At 37.2% G+C, this 20,002-nt stretch carries 14 protein-coding genes and 1 tRNA gene; 11 read left to right on the top strand and 4 right to left on the bottom strand.

All coding sequences use genetic code 11. The features are described 5' to 3' along the window. From H5087_RS02295 to H5087_RS02280, 4 genes are all read right to left on the bottom strand, one after another. A partial coding sequence (locus H5087_RS02295; RefSeq protein WP_182671017.1) for an Ig-like domain-containing protein occupies positions 1-3,284 on the bottom strand: 3,284 nt, incomplete at its 3' end. 39 nt (positions 3,285-3,323) lie between these two features. Beyond that, positions 3,324-4,445 (bottom strand): FecR domain-containing protein, encoded by a 1,122-nt coding sequence (locus H5087_RS02290; RefSeq protein WP_182671016.1) that lies wholly within the window; start codon positions 4,443-4,445, stop codon positions 3,324-3,326. 12 nt (positions 4,446-4,457) lie between these two features. Continuing rightward, positions 4,458-5,783: a surface lipoprotein assembly modifier gene (locus tag H5087_RS02285; protein WP_138488467.1), complete on the bottom strand. Its 1,326-nt coding sequence runs from the start codon at positions 5,781-5,783 to the stop codon at positions 4,458-4,460. A 323-nt stretch (positions 5,784-6,106) separates the two neighbouring features. Then, positions 6,107-6,182: transfer RNA gene (locus H5087_RS02280), tRNA-His, on the bottom strand. A gap of 284 nt (positions 6,183-6,466) precedes the next feature. Here H5087_RS02280 and H5087_RS02275 point away from each other — a divergent pair. From H5087_RS02275 to H5087_RS02225, 11 genes are all read left to right on the top strand, one after another. Then, positions 6,467-7,285: a mechanosensitive ion channel family protein gene (locus H5087_RS02275; protein WP_002958438.1), complete on the top strand. Its 819-nt coding sequence runs from the start codon at positions 6,467-6,469 to the stop codon at positions 7,283-7,285. 186 nt (positions 7,286-7,471) lie between these two features. Then, positions 7,472-8,254, top strand: a complete 783-nt coding sequence (locus H5087_RS02270) for a YdiY family protein (protein WP_024596589.1) — start codon at positions 7,472-7,474, stop codon at positions 8,252-8,254. A gap of 122 nt (positions 8,255-8,376) precedes the next feature. Next, positions 8,377-11,055: an SLBB domain-containing protein gene (locus tag H5087_RS02265; protein WP_182671015.1), complete on the top strand. Its 2,679-nt coding sequence runs from the start codon at positions 8,377-8,379 to the stop codon at positions 11,053-11,055. Between the two features lie 91 nt (positions 11,056-11,146). Next, complete coding sequence (locus H5087_RS02260) at positions 11,147-12,106, top strand: Wzz/FepE/Etk N-terminal domain-containing protein (protein ID WP_182671014.1); 960 nt, start codon at positions 11,147-11,149, stop codon at positions 12,104-12,106. 112 nt (positions 12,107-12,218) lie between these two features. Then, positions 12,219-13,232 carry a UDP-N-acetylglucosamine 4,6-dehydratase (inverting) gene (gene pseB / locus H5087_RS02255; protein WP_024596592.1) on the top strand — a complete coding sequence of 338 codons (1,014 nt, stop codon included), beginning with the start codon at positions 12,219-12,221 and terminating at the stop codon, positions 13,230-13,232. A gap of 10 nt (positions 13,233-13,242) precedes the next feature. Next, the gene (gene pseC, locus H5087_RS02250; RefSeq protein ID WP_182671013.1) at positions 13,243-14,403 is read left to right on the top strand and encodes a UDP-4-amino-4,6-dideoxy-N-acetyl-beta-L-altrosamine transaminase; all 1,161 of its coding nucleotides are present in this window, start codon (positions 13,243-13,245) and stop codon (positions 14,401-14,403) included. Positions 14,404-14,405: 2 nt separating this feature from the next. Next, a complete protein-coding gene (pseF, locus tag H5087_RS02245; RefSeq protein WP_024596594.1) occupies positions 14,406-15,092 on the top strand; it encodes a pseudaminic acid cytidylyltransferase in 687 nt (228 codons plus the stop codon). Further along, positions 15,086-16,609, top strand: coding sequence for a UDP-2,4-diacetamido-2,4,6-trideoxy-beta-L-altropyranose hydrolase (pseG, locus tag H5087_RS02240; protein ID WP_182671012.1), 1,524 nt, complete (start codon positions 15,086-15,088; stop codon positions 16,607-16,609). The genes pseF and pseG overlap by 7 nt, the downstream gene beginning before the upstream one ends. 7 nt (positions 16,610-16,616) lie before the next feature. Beyond that, entirely contained in the window at positions 16,617-17,666 is a 1,050-nt protein-coding gene (gene pseI, locus H5087_RS02235) for a pseudaminic acid synthase (RefSeq protein WP_182671011.1), read from the top strand. A 48-nt stretch (positions 17,667-17,714) separates the two neighbouring features. Next, a complete protein-coding gene (locus tag H5087_RS02230; protein ID WP_182671010.1) occupies positions 17,715-18,716 on the top strand; it encodes a glycosyltransferase family 2 protein in 1,002 nt (333 codons plus the stop codon). A gap of 3 nt (positions 18,717-18,719) precedes the next feature. Beyond that, positions 18,720-19,985 (top strand): lipopolysaccharide biosynthesis protein, encoded by a 1,266-nt coding sequence (locus H5087_RS02225; protein WP_182671009.1) that lies wholly within the window; start codon positions 18,720-18,722, stop codon positions 19,983-19,985. The last annotated feature ends 17 nt before the right edge of the window (positions 19,986-20,002 follow it).

The raw sequence follows: 20,002 nt of genomic DNA, 5'->3' as shown, positions 1-20,002 counted from the left end.
CCAACTACTGAGGCTGAGCCAATATCAGCTGATGCTGCGCTTAAGGCAAGGCTGTCGCCATCTTCATCTGAGTCATTGGCTAATACGTTTATCAGTATTGGCGCTGCATCTTCCGCCATAGTTGCAGTATCGTTATTAGCCACTGGTGCATCATTCACGGCAGTTATCGTAATAGCGACTGTGGCTGTATTGGTTCCACCATTATTATCACTTACAGTATAAGTTACCGTGGCGAGTCCATTGGTATTCGCAGCTGGGGTATATTGAATTTGATTGCCAACTACTGAGGCTGAGCCAATATCAGCTGATGCTGCGCTTAAGGCAAGGCTGTCGCCATCTTCATCTGAGTCATTGGCTAATACGTTTATCAGTATTGGCGCTGCATCTTCCGCCATAGTTGCCGTGTCAGCATTTGCTATTGGAGCATCATTTACAGGTTTAATTGTGATAGTTAACGTTGCTGTACTGGAGCCTCCATTGCTATCGCTTACAGTATAAGTAACTGTTGCTAAGCCGTTGTCGTCGGCTGCCGGTGTATATTGAATTTGATTGCCAACCACTGATACAGAGCCAATATCAGCTGATGCTGTGCTTATGGCAAGGCTGTCGCCATCTTCATCTGAGTCATTGGCTAATACGTTTATTAGTATTGGCGCTGCATCTTCATCTATTGTAGCTGAGTCTGCGTTTGCTATTGGAGCATCGTTTACGGGAATAATAGTAATTGTTAAGTTAGTAGTTGCAGTACCGCCGTTACCATCACTTATTGTGTAGTTAATAATTGCTGTTCCATTTGTATTAGCAGCAGGCGTATATTGGATTTTATTATCAACAACAGATGCAGAACCTCTATCTGCAGTAGCAGCTGTTATCACAAGAGTATCGCCGTCAATGTCGGAGTCGTTAGCTAATACGTTAACTAATAACGCAGGAGCATCTTCGTTCATCGTTGCTGAGTCAGCATTTGCAGTAGGGGCATCATTGACGGGTGTAACAGTAATCGTCACACTTGCTGTTCTGTCGTTTATACCTTCATTACCAGTGCTATAACCATCGGTAATGGTGTAAGTCAGTACTATCTCACCTGAAAAATTTGCTGGTGGAGTGAACTGTATTTTTCCGGTGACAATAGTCGCTTCACCGGCAGTATTTTCTATATTAGAAATAGTAATTGTATCGCCATCTGCATCAGTGTCGTTAGCTAGCACATCTAAAAAAGATGCAGAGCTGTCTTCGTCTAACGTATATTGATCGTCATTGGCTTGTGGAAAAGTATTAACGCCGCTTTCACTTAAGGTTACTTGAGCTGTTGCAGTTAAACCTTGCTCATTTGAAATTGAATAGGTAAAGCTATCTACACCAATAAAACCTAAGTCTGGCTGATAGGTAAACGAGCCATCAGCATTTAATGTAAGTTCCCCATTTTGAGTTGTATTAATTGCCGTGGTATTAACCGATAAATCACCAGCCTCAATATTAAAGTCGTTAATTAACAAGCCATTTTGTACTGTTACTTCAAATAGTTTATTTTTGCTAAATTGATAGGCATCATTTTGTGCAACAGGGTTATCGGGTTCGCTGTTTATTACTAAAGTTACTGTGGCTGAAGAGGTTGCACCTAATGAGTCTATAGCTTGGTATTGAAATTGATCAACACCATTAAAATTAGCATCCGGCACATAACTAAAGCTGCCATCAGTTGCTAATAATAGTTGGCCATGTGTGGGTGCCACCATAAACGTTTCATCAACTGAAAAACTGTCATTATTTGGGTCAGTATCGTTACTAAGCACACCATTGGCAGCTGTAACCACAAGTGTTTCATCTTCGCTTAAACTATAGCTATCATTTTTTGTTACAGGGGCTACGTTAGTGTTTGAGCTTACAATAGTTACATTTGCAATAGCCTGAGCACCTTGTGCATCAACAACTCTGTACTGAAAACTGTCTTGGCCTTGCATATTTTGCTCGCCTTGGTATTCAAAGCCACCATTATCAAAAAGGGTTAATTGTCCTCTTGTTGGTTCGCTAACCGGCGTTGTATCAACAGTTAAGTCATCTAAGTCTATATCGCTATCGTTTATAAGTAAGCCTGGCGATAGGACAACTAAGGTTCCATTGTTTGTAACGCTGTAAGTATTATCAAGCGCAATAGGAGCGTCGTTAACAGCTAAAATGGTTATCTCTACAACTGCGGTGTCTGTCATACCTAGCTCGTTAGCAACTTGATAACTAAATGCATCTTCACCATTAAAGTTTGCAATAGGGATATAAGTAAAATCCCCATTTTCATTTATATTAAGAGTGCCATGCTGCGGTAGAATTAATGCATCTGCATTTACACGTAAATCGCCACTGTATTGATTCGTATCATTTGTTAGTACGTTACCTTGCAGAGTTTGATCTTCATTTATCTGAAACTGATCGGCATTTGCCTCTGGTGCAAATGCAAGCTCTCCACCCACTGGCGCTATGTTTATTATATTAGCAAAACCACTTTCACCACTGCCATCAACACCGGTAATAAGTACTTGGTAACTTTTATTAGTAAGTGACTCGGTAATGCTTAATGCAGTATCTTGAATACTTAAAAATTGTTGCCCATTCTCTAATTCATTAATATTAGTGGATGAGACTCCAGCTTGAGTTGCAATATAAACGTTGTAACGATTAAGTTCGGGGTTAGCTTGCCACGAAAGATTAATATTATCTTCGTCTCGTTGTGCTGTAACACCTTCAATTTGATATGGTTGCCAGTTAAAAGTTATTGCATCAGCAAGTGCTTGATTATTTAAAGTGTCAGTTATCCATATTTCAAGGCGTATTTCCCCTGGAGTTGCGCCATAAAGCGCAGGACTGAGGCCTATAATTGACTTTTCGTAGTCAACACCACAATCAGAAGAACAAAGTGATATGCTTTTATTAACGCTAGGGAGTACTAAATTAACTTCAGCAATGCCATCAGTATCCGAAGCTTCAAGTAAAAAAGAAACATTACCTTGTACGGTGTCGTTTGTTTGTGAAAAAACAATATTAGCGCGAGTATTAGCTAAACTTGCTCCAACAACTCCTCTACTTGAAGTGACAGCACCTAAAACTTTTGTACTCTTGGTTTGATTACTCGCTATAACACCAGCCAAATTAATATAGCTAGTAACCGTTGGCGGTATTACTTCAGCCGTAGGTGATTGTATTGCCTCTTGAGTGGGACTTTCTTCTGAGCCTCCACAGGCACTTAACAAAAACACCATAGAACCAAGCAAAAATATATTTTTTGCTGTCATTTTAAATACTCCATAATAAAAGCTTTGTATCCAATGTGTTTATGGTTCTAATTTAAAAGAACCGCTAGCATTTACATCAGGATTATTTATTTCGTTAAGATTAAAGTTGCCAGTAATGTTGTCTAAGTCATTCAAAAATATTGCATCAACATCGCCCTCGGCTTTATTGTTACCATGGGATGCAAATGTAACGGCCAGCTCAAGTTCACTTAAATTTATTAAGCCGCTGTAAGCTGCATACCAATTTCCACCGGCGTCATTAAAACTAATTTCGCCATCAGGCACGGTGCCATTATCAAAATCAACTGCCATAGTCATAGCAAAGTCAGTAACAGCACCCACACTCGAATTTACATTAAAGCTTGATGCCTCATAGTTAAATACACCTTGGCGCTGAGCTATTTGATCGACTAAAGATGCGCTGCTAACAGTTTGAAATTGTTGTTCAGAATATATATCCATAACACCTGTATCAGCTTCAAAAGCATTTACTTCAACTTCAGTTACCGATGCTTGCTCAGTTTCTTCTTCGTTGTCGTCTTTAGGATCAATTGCTACTATATTTTGATCAAACACGCGTGCCGCACGTGTTGTTTTAAAGACTTCACCAGTGGCTGTAATTTGTGCAAACGAAAATGCCTCGTTATCACCCAAAGAAACCACGTTATTATTTTCGAGTGTTAAATCTATTGCGCCATCCCATACCGCTAAAAATACATCGCCTTTAACCAGTTGAACTTCAAAATGCGTTCCGCGTATACCAATAGAGCCAACGGGAGTTTTTACACTATAAGAGCCGCCATTTTTTTTAATTACGCCGGAAATAGATCGCAAACCGCCTTTAAGTAACTCAATAGAAGCAGAGCCTTGTTGGGTATTGTCATTAAATTCGTAGTTAGCAATATTTAATTCTGAGTTTTCTTTTAAGGCAATTAAACCACCATCCAACATCGAAAATTGCGCTTTGCTTTTCTCTCCAGTCGTAATGCGATCTACGCCAAAAACAGTATCTCTGCGCTGCAATTGTCGTTGTTGTTCATTGCTTCCATCAACCGCGAGTACAGAGCCTCGTGCTAAAATAGTTTTACCAGCAGGGTCGTTTGCTTGTGTATAAAAACTTACACAAAGTAAAGTGGTAATTACAGGGAGTAAATGTTTCATAAATACCTTAAATTAAAATGAGTAAGAAGCGCTTAAATTGATATCTAAACGGTCATATTCGAATAAAGAAATATTACTGGATTTATCTTGATAGTTGGCAGCCAACTGTATGGCTAAATCGCGATTAACTAAGTAGCGAACAGAAGTTGAGAACATAAAGAGGTTATCGGCACGTTCTTGTAAAAATAAAGGGTGATCATCTTTATAATTAATCCATTGGTATCCAGCAAGAGATAACAACTGCCAATGTTGAGCCAACTGAGTGTTCACTTGGTAGTACAAGCTCGTAATATTACGGCTATTAAATTCACCTTCAGTAATGTCAGCTTCCTCGCTTTTAGCGTTAATGCTTAAGCTTTGAAACCAATTTCGAGCTGCATAGCTAGCACCTGCATTTATCGCATAAAATGAGTTATCGAGCTTTTCATCAAATCTATTGTTTAAAACACCTGCAGTCAAAGAGCTAAATAAATTAACTTGTTTATTTAGCGTAAAATTAGCTCCGGCCGTTAAAGCTGATTCAGTACGATAAAGTTCGCCATCAAGCATCAACGGAGTGGTAGCAACTCGTGCAAACCAACTTATGTCATTTTGTTTATATTGATAGGCGGCATTAATGTGCGCATTTATACGATCGTATTGACTGAGTTCTTCAAACTTGTACCACCCGGTATCAATACTTAAAGTGATTAAGCTTTTTTGATCAATAGGGTGAGAGTACTTTCCTCTGTAATTAAGTCGTGCATAGTTGTCCTGCGTACTTTTACTTTCTGGCGATAACAAAAACTCACCAATATTAGGAATTATAATCGTATTTTCTGCAGTACCTGCGTTTACGTTGCCATCTACGCCAAGGGCAAGCTCAATATTTTGTTTATAAGAGCGTCCAGCCTCTTGTTGCTTAAGTGCTGCAGTTTCTAGCAATGACTGTGCTGAAGACTTTATATTATTAGGTGTGTCAGGTGAGTTGATTAGTATTAAAGCTTGAGTATCGGCAGCAGGTAAATTATTAACTGTTAAATAAGCGCGAACTAAGTACAAGCGAGCTTCATACCATCTAGGATTATTTTCAACCACGCGTTCAAAGGCAAATACAGCTGGCGCCGCATGCCCTGTTTTAAGTGCACTGACCCCTAATAAAAAGTCGTATACGGGTTCGCCCAGGTACTGGTATTCGCTATTACTTTTTTGATAAGCCTGAGTGTATTTTTTTTCAGAAACTAATTTTTGAAGCTCAATCAATAGCTTATTGAATTCATCATTGCTTTGAGCCAATGAGTTAAAGCTCATTACAGCTAAACAACTACACAGTAAATTTCCTAAAACCTGTTTAATCATGCTTAATTTTATATCCCAGTAGAAGTTTGATGTTTTGTAATAAAATGATGTTAGTACTAGAAACCTAGCACTTTTTGTATTGAAGTACAGCCAGTACAATCACATTGGTTAAATAAATGTAATTTAATTGCAGGCTGGATACTTGTTTAATAAATCTTCGCGCTAAACTAATTTAAATAGGGAAGGTTGCTGAAAAACTGTTTTAGTTTAAAATATTAATTAGTTCAGGTGATAAAGCTTTGGTTTGCTGTACGGGATATTAAAAGAGATAAGTAAGGGAGATTATTCAATATAAAGATAGGATATTACTAATATAAAAAAAGTGGGGCGATTGACGGGGCTTGAACCCGCGACAACCGGAATCACAATCCGGGGCTCTACCAACTGAGCTACAACCGCCACTACACACACCTCGTTTGGTGTGGCGCGCATAATACATAAAATAATAATTGTTGTGAAGCCCAAAAGTGAAATAAATTAAAATAATTTAAATCAGGCAAATATAATTAGTATTTAGTCGTTAATATTTTTTCAAAGTAGGCTATGTTTTATCGCATAAATGCCTCTAAAAAATAGAATATACTTGCATTTAATAGTATTAATTCATTATTTCATGAGAATAAATTGTAAATTAATGTATAATAATGCCCGAAAACGCTTAATAAAAAACATTTGGAGTAAATATGGATTCAGTACTTAATTGGCTTAACGATAACTCAGGCCTAATTTTACACTACGGTATACAAGCTGTTGTTGCGCTTGTTATCTTTTTACTTGGTAGTCGTGTTGCTAAGTTTTGTTCTAACTTAACTGAAAAAGGTTTTGCTAAAAAGAAAGTAGATAAAGCTGTCGGTTCATTTGTTTCAAGTATTGTGTACACACTTGTATTTGCTGTAACTATTTTAATGGCACTTTCGCAAATTGGCATTGAAACAACTTCGTTCATTGCTATTTTAGGTGCTGCCGGTTTAGCTGTTGGTTTAGCATTACAAGGTTCATTATCTAACTTCGCATCAGGCGTACTTATTATTTTACTTCGTCCATTTAAGTCTGGTGACTTTGTTGAAGCAGGTAATAAAATGGGTACAGTTAAAAAAATCGAAATATTCTCAACTGAACTACGTACTCCAGATAATAAAGTAATTATCGTACCAAACTCTCAAATAATGTCTGGTGCTATTACTAACTTCTCACGAGAGTCTACTCGTCGTATCGATTTAGTTATTGGTGTTGGCTACGATGCTGATTTACGTCACGCAAAAGAAGTATTAAAATCTGTATTAGATGCAGAAACACGCATACTTAAAGATCCAGCTTACAATGTATCTGTAAATGAGTTAGGCGATTCAAGTGTTAACTTTATTGTTCGTCCTTGGGTTAACGCTGCTGATTATTGGCCTACTTACTGGTCATTAATGGAAAATATTAAAATCGCATTAGATGATGCAGATATTACTATCCCATTTCCACAAATGGATGTTCACTTTCACAAGCAAGACTAATTTTAAATAGTTATTTAATTAAAGTTATCTTTAATTGTTATAGTGCTAAAGAGCTATTAAACATAAAATTTTCATGCGGTATTTGCTGCATGAAAATTTTTTACATTATTACTTAGCTGTTTAGCTTGCTCTAACAAGTAATGCTTTAATAAAATAGATGTACATTTATACAAAGGTTATTTTTTAATGAAATTAAAGCTTTTATCAGTTTTAGTTGCGGCTTCTGCTGCAACAAACGCATTTGCTGCAGACGCAGAACAAAGAACATGGGAAGTTACCAGTGAATTAGGTGCTATTGTCACAAGTGGTAATACAGAAACGACCACACTTAAAGGTGGCATTAAAGTTCAGCACAACCTTGAACACTGGAATAACGAATACAAGCTAGACGGCATCTACAAAGAAGATGAAGTTGAAGATGCTAATGGTGACAAAAACAAGCAGCGCACTAACGAGAAGTATTCAATTTCTGCACAAGGTAATTACAAACTAAATGAAGATCATTCTCATTTATTCATTTATGGTTCACACGTTTCAGATTATTTTGGAGCGTATAGAAGTGAGTCAGTAATTTCTGCAGGTTACGGTTTACGTTTATTAAACGAAAAAACTATGTGGCTAAGTGCTGAAATTGGTCCTGGTTATAAATACTTTGAATACCCAGATGATAGCACTGAAGTTGATGACAACGGTAACTCTCTTGCTGGTGAATTTGAAGGCGAAGTAATTGCCTTGGGTAAGTTAGATTACAACTGGCAAATTTCTGAGAATGCACGTTTTACTCAATTAGTTGCTGTTGAGTACGGTGATACAAACACTAAGACTCGTTCTGAAACTGCATTACTTGCAAAAATAAACGGCTCGTTACAAATGAAAGTCGCTTTTAATGTCACTAACAACTCAGATGTTGCTGACGATAAAGAAAGCACTGACACTGAAACGTCATTCACGTTGGTTTACAGTTTTTAACCAATGTAGTTAAGTTAATGACATTAAAGTGACAAAAGGGACGAAAGTCCCTTTTTTATTTTCTTAAAATTAAGGTATTATAGCGGCCAATTTTGGTTGTAGACCTAGGGATATACCTACTCGTGAAAGTTTTTACACAATTTATTAGTGCTTTTATTCTACTTTGTAGTTTTAGTACTTTGGCTTTTACGCCAACAGCGTCTCAAATTGAGCAATTTAAAAAGTTACCTAAAGCTCAACAAGAAGCCCTCGCAAAACAGTATGGTGTTGATATATCAACGATCACTGGTACAAACCAATCTAATAATCAAAATAATACACAGCAGCAAAATAGTATTGGTGAGCGCGCAGAACCCGAAAAAGAAAAGCTTACAGATGAAGAGCGCTTTAAACCAAAAACAGACGAATTAAAGCCGTACGGTTACGAATTGTTTGCAGGTGAACCAACTACATTTATGCCAAGCGAAAATGCCGCAGTACCAGATACATATATTGTGGGCCCTGGCGATCAATTAAAAATAAACTTTTATGGTAAAGAAAGTGACAGTTTTGAAGTTATAGTTGACCGTGAAGGACGTATTAGTATTCCAGATTTAAGCCCTGTAGAAGTGGCCGGTTTAACTTTTGCTGAAATTAAAGAATTAGTAAAAGTAAAAGTAGAGCAAGAGGTAATAGGTGTAAAAGCGTTTGTATCGCTTGGTCAGCTTCGTAGCATGCGTATTTTAGTGCTAGGAGAGGCTTACAAGCCTGGTAGCTACAGTGTTTCATCATTAACAACCGTTTCGCATGCATTATTTGTAAGCGGTGGCGTGTCTGACATTGCTTCTCTTCGTAATATTCAAGTTAAACGCGCAGGCAACGTAGTTGCAAACTTTGACCTTTACGACTTACTTATTAATGGCGATAGCAGTAACGATATCGTATTAAAGCCGGGCGATGCTGTATTTATTCCATCAGTTGGCGCTCAAGTAACAGTTGAAGGTGCAGTTAAACGTCCCGCTATTTTTGAACTTAAAAAAGGCGAGTCTGCTAAGCAGTTATTAGCAATGGCCGGAGGCCTTAAACCCAATGCATACGCTAAAAGCGCAATTGTAGAGCGCTTTAACTTCGATCGTAAAGAAGTACTCTCGGTCGATTTTTCAAAACCACAAATTAACTATATCCCACAAGATGGCGACCGCATTCGCTTTAATTCAGTTAGCTCGCAATATCAAAATTCAATTAGCTTAATTGGTGCAGTAGCACGCCCAGGTAATTATCAATGGCACCAAGGTAAGCGTATTTCAGATGTACTTAAATCTATACGCGGTGACCTACTACCGCAAGCCGATTTAAGCTACGGCCTCGTAATCCGCGAAATAAATGTAAACGGCGATATAGAAGCGCATCAGTTCGACGTTGCTCAAGCGATTATTAAAAATCCTGAAAACAACTTACAACTTAAAGCTAATGACAAGATAGTTGTATTTAGTCGTTTTGAAGAAAAAGAAGCAGAGCAATCAGCTCTAGCAAATATGGCCCTTAGCCAAGAGCAACAAGAGCAGCAACAAAAAGCAGAGCAATGGCACAAGTTTGAGCAAAAAGAGTTCGAAAAATATATTGGTGTTAATCAAGAAGACGAAGAGCTTGTTCTTGAAGACAATAAAATACTAACAATTGCTGAAATTTCTAAACGCAAAGCAAAAGAAGAAGAAGACCAAGAACTCAAACCTGAGGATTATGCATTATTTAGTCGCCATAACTTATTAGCGCCGATTATTGCTAAATTTAAACAGCAAGCATCAGTGCAACAAGCAATGCAATTAGTTGAAATCAGCGGGAATGTAACTTTCCCTGGTATTTATCCACTAATGATTGGTGGTGAGGTAAGTGATTTAATAACAGCAGCCGGTGGCCTGTTAGAGTCTGCCTACGTAAAACAAGCTGAAATTACACGTATTGTAGCCAGCGATGGTTCTAAAATAGAACACTTAAGATTTGACCTTGAAAGCGCCATGAAAGGCGACCTTCAAAGTAATATTACATTACAAAGTAAAGACAGCATCAACGTTTTTGCAATTCCAAATTGGCAAGAAAATGTAAAAGTAGAATTAAAAGGCGAGCTTAAATTTCCAGGTACGTACACTATACGCCGTGGTGAAACGCTAACTGAATTACTTGAACGCGCAGGTGGTTTTTCACAATTTGCAGAACAAAAAGCAGCTGTATTTACCCGTACATCAATTAAAGAGCAAGAGGAAAAGCAGTTAGCGCGTTTATCTACAGAGCTTCGCCGCGACATTGCCTCTAAAAGCTTCCAAAACTCGGTAAGTAGCAACACACTTTCTTATGAAGAAATGAACAAGCTGTTAAACGACCTCGCAAGTGTTGAAGCCGTAGGGCGTTTAGTAATTGATTTACCTTTAATTGTAAATAATCAACAAAACTTAGTATTACAAGATGGTGATACACTTTATGTACCAAGCAAGCGCGATTCAATCAGTGTAATAGGTGAAGTTAACTACTCAACATCACATCTTTATAAATCAGGTGTTAGTGTTGATGATTATATAGCGCTAAGTGGTGGCCTTAAAGAGCGTGCGGCTGAAGATCGAATTTACATTATTAAAGCTAATGGTTCAGTGAAAATACCAAACACAGGAGGCTGGTTTGCAGCAAATAATGCTGATCAGTTAGAACCAGGTGACACAATAGTAATACCAATGGATGCAGATCACATGGATAAATTGACACTTTGGAGTACTGCAACACAGATCCTTTATCAACTTGGTGTAGCTGTTGCTGCGATTAGTAGTATTTAATAAAAGACTAAATATTACTTTGTATTATGCTATTGCACGAAAATTAAGTCGGAGTTTAGTTTTGTGTAATAGCTGCTGAATAGAGATATATATGAATAGTAAAGATACACATACTAAAAACCTATCTGTACCCACTATTGCTGATGATGAAGTGAATTTAAGTGAGCTATTCTTTGTCATCTGGGAAGGCAAATGGGTAGTAATTTTAATAACAGCCTTATTCACAATTGCATCAGTGTTTTATGCTTTAGAGCAACCTAATGTTTATAAATCGGAAGCATTACTTGCTGCTGCGGAACAAGAACAAAGCGGTGGCTTTGGTGTTCTAGCAGGTCAATTTGGTGGTTTAGCTAGTTTAGCTGGAGTTAATTTGGGCAGTAGTGGCACCGCTAACAAAACTCAGTTAGCGCTTGAGGTTTTAAAGTCTCGCCAATTCACATTTAACTTTATTGAAAAGCACAATATTTTACCAGACCTAATGGCTGTAAAGTCATGGAAGCAAGCGGATAATAGTATTGAATACGACGAAGAGATATATAACGAAAAAGAAAAAAAATGGTTAAGGGAAGCTAAACTACCTTTTAAAGCCGAACCTTCAATGCAAGAAGCCTTCAAACAGTTTAGCCAAATAATTACTACAGACATGAACAAAGAAAGTGGATTGATAACTGTATCAGTTGAGCATGTTTCGCCAGTAATTGCGCAGCGGTGGGTTAATTGGTTAATTCAAGACATCAATACTGTTATGAAGTCTAGAGATGTTGAAGAGGCTAATAAAAGTACTGAATTTCTAACAGAGCAATTACAACAAACAAAAGTTGCCGATATTCGAGCTGTTTTATATAAGTTAATTGAAGAGCAAACAAAAACTATTATGTTTGCAAATGTGCGAGATGAGTATGTATTTAAAACAATTGATCCAGCATTAGTACCGGAACAAAAGTTTAAGCCGAAGCGTGCATTAATTTGTATATTAGGTTTTCTTTTTGGAGGTATTTTAAGCGTATTAATAGTGCTCGCTAGATACTTTTTAAAGAAAGCGAATGACTAAAAAGCTCTAACTCAATTTTATGAATATGCTGCTTAAGCATTTTGGTATATCAAAGAATAAAGATACATTTTGTATTCGATACATAAAGTATAGAAATATTTAAGGAACTAATATGTTAAACAAAAAAACAGTGTTAATTACTGGTGGCACTGGGTCATTTGGTAAAAAATTTATAGAAACTATTTTAGCGCGCTACCCAGATGTAAAAAAAATAATCATCTATTCGCGTGATGAATTAAAGCAGTCTGTAATAAAACAAAAATACCCAGCATACGATTACCCGCAATTACGTTTTTTTATTGGTGATGTTCGCGATAAAGAGCGTTTAACGCAAGCGTGTGAAGGTGTTGATGTAATAATTCACGCAGCCGCTATTAAGCAGGTTGATACCGCTGAATACAATCCAACAGAATGTATTCGTACGAATATAGATGGTGCTGAAAATGTTATTCATGCTGCACTAGCATGTGGTGTAAAAGATGTTGTTGCACTATCGACAGACAAAGCATGTGCACCAATTAACTTATACGGTGCCACTAAACTTGCATCAGATAAATTATTTGCTGCTGCTAACAATATTCGCGGCTCTAAAGATATTAAATTTAGCGTTGTTCGTTATGGTAATGTAATGGGCTCTCGCGGCTCTGTTATTCCTTTCTTTTTAGAAAAACGAAAAGAAGGTATTTTACCAATCACACATAATGAAATGACTCGCTTTAACATATCGCTTCAAGATGGCGTTAATTTAGTTATGTTTGCCTTGGGCAACCATCTAGGTGGTGAGATATTTATCCCTAAAATCCCATCATACAAAATTTTAGACATTGCAGAAGCCGTAGCACCTGAATGTGAAACGCGTGATGTAGGTATTCGCCCAGGTGAAAAACTACATGAAGAAATGATTACAGATACGGACTCGTTAAATACGATTGATTTGGGTCCATACTACGCAATTTTACCTTCTGTATCGTATACATACACCGAAGAAGAATACCTCGCTCACCATAAAGCTGAAAAAGTACCATTTGGCTTTAAATACAACTCAGGAACAAATACTGAGTGGGAAACAATTGAAGGCTTGCGTGAGCTTATTGTTGAACATGTTGACCCATCGTTTGAAGTATAGAGATAACTAAATGATACCGTATGGAAAGCAAGATATAACTCAAGCAGATATTGATGCAGTGGTTAATGTTCTAAAGTCGGATTTTTTGACGCAAGGGCCGCAAGTCCCTGCGTTTGAAAGAGCACTGATGGATTCAACCGGCGCCAATCATGCCTTGGCTGTTAATAGTGCAACGTCAGCTTTACATATTGCTTGTTTAGCGCTTGAGCTAGGGGCTGGTAATAGATTATGGACAACACCAGTCACTTTTGTAGCCTCAGCTAATTGTGGTTTGTATTGTGGCGCATCAGTAGACTTTGTTGATATAGATCCCGCAACTTATAATCTTTGCCCTGTAGCATTAAAAGAAAAGCTTATCCGCGCTAAAAAAGAAGGTGTTTTGCCTAAAGTTTTGGTTGCAGTGCATTTATGTGGTCAGCCATGTGACATGAAAGCAATCCATGCGTTATCAATAGAGTATGGCTTTAAAGTCATTGAAGATGCTTCACATGCAATAGGTGGACGTTATTTAGAACAACCAATTGGATCATGTGAATACAGCGATATTACCGTGTTTAGCTTTCACCCTGTTAAAATTGTTACCACCGCAGAAGGTGGTGCGGCATTAACGAATAGTAAAGCACTTGCAGACAAAATGGCACTTTATCGAAGCCATGGAATAACACGTGACGAAGCATTAATGGAAAATGCATCGCATGGTGGTTGGTACTATGAGCAAGTGGATTTGGGTTTTAACTACCGCATGACGGAGCTGCAAGCTGCACTCGGTGTATCGCAAATGAGCCGGTTAAGTGAGTTCGTTACTGCACGTCATGAATTAGCAGTACGTTATTATGACAAGCTAGCTAGTTTACCGATTATACTGCCTTATCAGTTACCTAATACTTATTCTGGCTTACATTTATATGTTATTCGTCTAAACCTAAATGAAATTAGCAAAACGCATAAAGAAGTGTTTGACGAGCTAAGAGAAAACGGTATTGGTGTAAACCTGCATTATATTCCTGTGCACCTACAGCCTTATTACCAAAAAATGGGCTTTAAACAAGGTGACTTTCCAAATGCAGAAAGTTATTACAGCAATGCTATTTCATTACCGATGTTTCATGGTATGACTCATGAGCAGCAAGACGAAGTTATCAGTAAGCTAACACAAATATTAGAAGCCTAATCATGAATATAGCAATCATCCCTGCACGTGGTGGAAGTAAGCGGATACCTCGCAAAAATATCAAAGAGTTTCACGGTAAGCCAATGATTGCTTATTCGATTGAGGCGGCTTTAAAGAGTAATTGTTTTGATAAAGTAATTGTCTCTACAGATGATGCTGAAATAGCAGATATTGCTATACAATATGGGGCAGAAGTACCATTTATGCGCCCTGCTAATATTGCGGATGATTATGCAACCACGCTTGATGTAATAAAGCATGCTGTTGAGTATACCGAGTTACAGGAATGGGGCGTTGAAAATGTATGTTGTATATATGCAACCGCTCCTTTTTTAATACCTGAGTTTATCCAGCGCGGATTTATAGAGCTGACATCGAGTAATGTAGATTACGCCTTCAGTGCAACAAGTTTTCCTTTTCCAATTCAAAGAGCTTTAAAGCTTAATGATAAACAATGCGTTGAAATGTTTCAGCCAGAGCATTTAAATACTCGTTCGCAAGATCTCGAAGAAGCATATCATGATGCTGGACAGTTTTATTGGGGTACTGCCAAGGCATTTATAGCAAAAAAAGCTATTTTTGGAACAAGATCGAAGGCTGTTTTGCTACCACGTAAACGAGTACAAGACATAGATACACCTGAAGATTGGGAATTGGCAGAAGCTTTGTACCGAGCAATTGAATGCTAAAGGTCGTAATTAGGGCTGATGCCTCTTCTCATATAGGCAGCGGTCATATCATGCGTTGCTTAGTATTGGCTGATAGGCTTAAACTAGATGGTCACGACGTTTTATTTGCTACCCGCCCGCAGAGCGGTGATTTAGTCACATATATAAAGCAGCGTGGTTTTTCTATTTATGAATTACAGCAACCAGCAGATTGGTTAGCACCAACCTCGACTGCGGATTATGCAGCGTGGTTGCAAGTCACTGAGTATGATGATGCCCAAGAATTCGCTTCTGCGTTTGATAGCCCTGATTTAGTCATTACAGATCACTATGGTATTGGTGCACAGTGGCATGAGTTAGTAAAAAAAGCGTATAACTGTAAAATTATTGCAATTGATGATTTAGTAAGAGAGCACTCTGCAGACTTAATAATAGATCAAACATTGCTTAGAGAGCCAAGCGAATATCATTTATTAAACTCTAAGGCCACCGTCTTAACAGGCACGCAATATGCAATTATAAATACTCACTTTTCGCATCGACATTCATCACAATTGATAGCTTTGAATACATTATCGAATACACCGCGTTTATTATTATCTATGGGGGGGGTAGATACCCCTAATGCGACATTGCATGTACTTAATGTTTTAAAGAAAAGCGTTAACCCGCCAATAACGACTGTCTTGCTTAGCCCAAAAGCACCTCACTACAAAAGTGTTACAGAGTTTGCTATGAAGCATAGCGCGTGGTTGACTCACATTGATTTTGTAGATGACATGGCTACTCTCATGTGTGAGCATGATATTGCCATTGGCGCGCCAGGCTCAACGTCATGGGAGCGTGCTTGTGTCGGGTTACCGAGTATTGTTATTGCACTAGCTGATAACCAGAAAACTATTTGTAAAAATTTAGAAACTGTTGGTGCTGCAATTAGCGTTGAGTTAGAGGCGATTAGTACAACGTTAATGAAGGCGTACGAACAGTTAATTGCAGACTATTCAAAAATGCGAACAATAAACTTGCAGTTATGTGATGGGCAAGGTGTTAAGCGAATAATGAAGCATATTACTCAATTATTTAATGGTTCACTAACCCTAAGGTTAGCGACAAAGCTTGATATTGAACAGGTGTACGCTTGGCAATGTAAACCCGAAACACGTCGTTATGCACTTAATAAAGACGTTCCGAGTTTGGCTGAGCATCGGGCTTGGATGACTAAAAAGCTAACAAGTAAAAATGACTACTTTTATATTATTGAGTTAACCAGTAGCACAGATGAAAAAACGACTCCTGTAGGCGTGGTTAGGTTAGATATGACAGCCGTAAATACGTATACCATCTCCATCTTTATAGCACCAGAGTACTTTGGTAAAGGGGTCGCGAAACTCGCTTTAAAACAAGTAGATATATTACATCCTACAAAAATTATACATGCTGTTGTACTAAAAGAAAATACAGCATCACAAGCTTTGTTTAGCCGAGCCGGCTACAAACGAATTAATGAAGAGCAATTTACTCGACAACCAGTGGAGTGAGGGATTTATGAATAAATTTATTACTATCGATAACAGAAAAATTGGCCCCGACTATGCGCCATATATCATTGCTGAAATGTCAGCAAATCATAACGGTGATATCGAAAATGCCTATAAAATAATGGAAATGGCAAAAGAGTGTGGTGCAGATGCAATGAAGCTGCAAACTTATCGCCCTGATACCATAACAATGAAAAGCGATAACCCTGAATTTTTAATTAAAGGTGGGTTGTGGGATGGTAAAACACTGTATGACTTATATGAAGAAGCGCACATGCCTTGGGAATGGCATAAACCGTTATTTGAAAAAGCTAAAGAGTTAGGTATCACTATTTTTAGCTCGCCGTTTGACTTTACTGCCGTTGATTTACTCGAAGAGCTTGGTGCTCCTGCGTACAAAATAGCGTCATTTGAAGCCATCGATTTACCATTAATCGAGTATGTTGCGAAGACTGGTAAGCCAATGATTATATCGACAGGTATGGCTAACGAAGAAGAAATACGTGAAGCAGTGGAAACTGCAAAAAATGCAGGGTGTAAAGAACTGGTTGTACTGCACTGTGTAAGTGGTTACCCAGCGCCATCAGGCGATTATAATTTGGCGACTGTAGCAGATATGGCCACTCGTTTTGATGTGTTAACGGGTCTATCAGACCATACAATAGATAACACAACAGCAATTACATCAGTAGCATTAGGCGCATGCTTGATAGAAAAGCATGTAACGCTTGATAGAAATGGTGGTGGGCCTGATGATAGTTTCTCATTAGAAAAGCCAGAGTTATTACAGTTGTGTAGAGATTCTAAAATAGCATGGGAAGCGGTTGGTAAAGTAAATTACGAGCGAAAAGAGAGTGAAAAAGGCAATGCAATATTTAGGCGTTCACTCTATGTGGTAAAAGATATTGCGGAAGGTGAATTATTTACACATGAAAATGTAAAGAGTATTAGGCCCGGTTATGGCTTAGCACCAAAATACTTATATGACGTTATCGGTAAAAAAGCGAACGTGAGTATTACTTCTGGGACTGCATTAGCAAAAGCCTTGATAAAGTAATTTAACAAATATTTAGCGCGTTAAACTTATAAATAGAAAGTAGTAGGTATGATGAAAAGCCTCTTTACTGTGAGTGTAATTGTTCCTGTATACAATGGTGAAAAATATATTCGCCGTTGTTTGGATTCATTATTGCACCAAACTCTTGAAAATATTCAAATAATAGTTGTTAATGATGCGTCTACTGATAACACCCTTAGCATACTTAATGAGTATAAAAAGCAGGCAGAAAATAAAGTTACAATAATAACTCTTCCAATAAACAAAAAACAAGGGGGAGCACGTAATGCTGGATTAGATGTAGCCAAGGGAGAATATATAGGCTTCGTCGACGCAGATGACTTTGTTAAATTAGACATGTATAAAAAGTTATATGAAAAAGCCTTATCAGACAACTATGATGTAGTAGATTCTGATTATTTAATACATGATGGCGAGCGAGTTATCGGGTCTGAAGTTAGTGCTAATTTAACTGCAAAAAAAGATATATTTAGCAATTATGGCCGCCTTTGGACAAAAATTTTTAAAAATCATTTTTTTAATAAAAATGACTTAGGAATCCGCTTTCCTGAAGGTCTGTTTTATGAGGATAACTACATACAATTCTTTTTGGCCGCAGAAACAAAAAACATGGGCAAAATTCCTGAAGCTTTTTACTATTACTCGTATAATCCAATTTCTACAACAAGATTGAGTGATAACCCAAGGTATTTTGACCGCTTGAAAACTGCTGATATGGCTTTTGAGGACTTTAAAAAAAGAGATGACTATCAAAAATATAAAGAACAGGTAGATTATAGAATATATAATTTAGGTGTTTACATTACATTTTTGGGCCTTGTTAGCAATCACTCTAAGATCCCTTTTAATAAAGTTAGCGAGATTAATAACCTTAATAAAAAATTGAATATAAGTAGAAACAAATACTTTAAAAATTCTTCTAAGAAGTATAAACTTTTCGGCTTTTTAATCTTAAACCTTCCTTACCCATTTGTTTGCATGCTTTATGTACGCTTTAAATTAGCTCAACTATATAAAAATTTGAAATAAATTATGTCAAACAAAAAAAATGGTTTGATTTATTTACTGTCAAACATAGCAAATGCTGGATTGTCTTTTATTCTGCTACCTATTTTAACAAGAGCCTTAACTAAAGACGATTATGGTAAAGTAGCTCTATTCATGATGGTTATTTCTTTAATGCCAGTTTTTGTTGAACTATGTACTGCTGGATCAATAACAAGAAAATATTATGATGACAGTAAAGAGGGATTTAGCAGCTTTGTGGGTACAGTTTTTAAAACGATATTCACCGGAGCTTGCGTAACTACAATTATAGTTATTGTTTTTAAAGACTTTATAGAATTAGTTATTCCTTTGAGTTATGAGTGGATACTCTTTGCTATTGTAGTCAGCTTATGTAATTCCGTTATAAGCGTCAGATTAGGGCAGTGGCAAGTTAGACAGCAGGCAATAAAATATGGCGTATTCAATTTTATTAAAGTTTTTCTAACTTTTTCTCTATCCCTTATTTTTGTTGTTTATTTAGAGAAGGGAGCTGAGGGGCAGGTATTATCTTTATTTACTGGAAGCTTGGTAATGGCGATGGCTGCATCGTATCTACTATATAAAAATAAAATATTTTCGTTTGAAAAAAACAAGCCAAATCATCTAAGAGAAATTCTTAATTATGGCTTTGGTTTGATCCCACATGTATTAGGCGGTTTTTTACTTCTTTCGGCAGACCGCTACATTCTCGATAAAAATCTGGGGCTCAGCGCTGTTGCTATCTATATGGTTGCTTATCAATTGAGTTCGGTTTTAGGTATCGTTTTTGATGCAGCAAATAAGGCATTTGTTCCTTGGCTTTTTGCCTTATTAAAACGGAATAATTATAATGAAAAGGCAAAGCTAGTTAAATACACATATATCTCTATGCTTCTACTACTTGTAATTACTATTATGGCATTTCTCATTGGTCCTTATATGGTTGTGCTAATTGCTAGTGAAAAGTATAAGCAAGCAGGAGAAATCATAGGTTACTTATGCTTAGGCCAAGCTTTTAATGGAATGTACTTAATGGTTACTAACTATATATTTTTCTCAAAGAAGACGAAGTTTTTATCTTTGGCTACCATTTTTTCAGGGTTAATAAATGTTGCATTGATGCTTGTGTTAATTGAGTATAATGGACTAGTTGGCGTGGCCCAGGCCTATGCAATAGGGCAGTTTTTAAGGTTTTTATCGACTTGGTTGTTATCAGCTAGAGTGTATTCAATGCCATGGCTTACCTTTTTTAAGCAAAGTGACTCTAAATAATATTTCTATTATTTTTT

The sequence above is a fragment of the Pseudoalteromonas sp. SR43-7 genome (assembly GCF_014163785.1).
In the GTDB taxonomy this organism is placed as follows: domain Bacteria; phylum Pseudomonadota; class Gammaproteobacteria; order Enterobacterales; family Alteromonadaceae; genus Pseudoalteromonas; species Pseudoalteromonas distincta.
The sequence above is the reverse complement of the archived record's forward strand: the minus strand, read 5'-3'. Positions and strand labels throughout refer to the sequence as shown.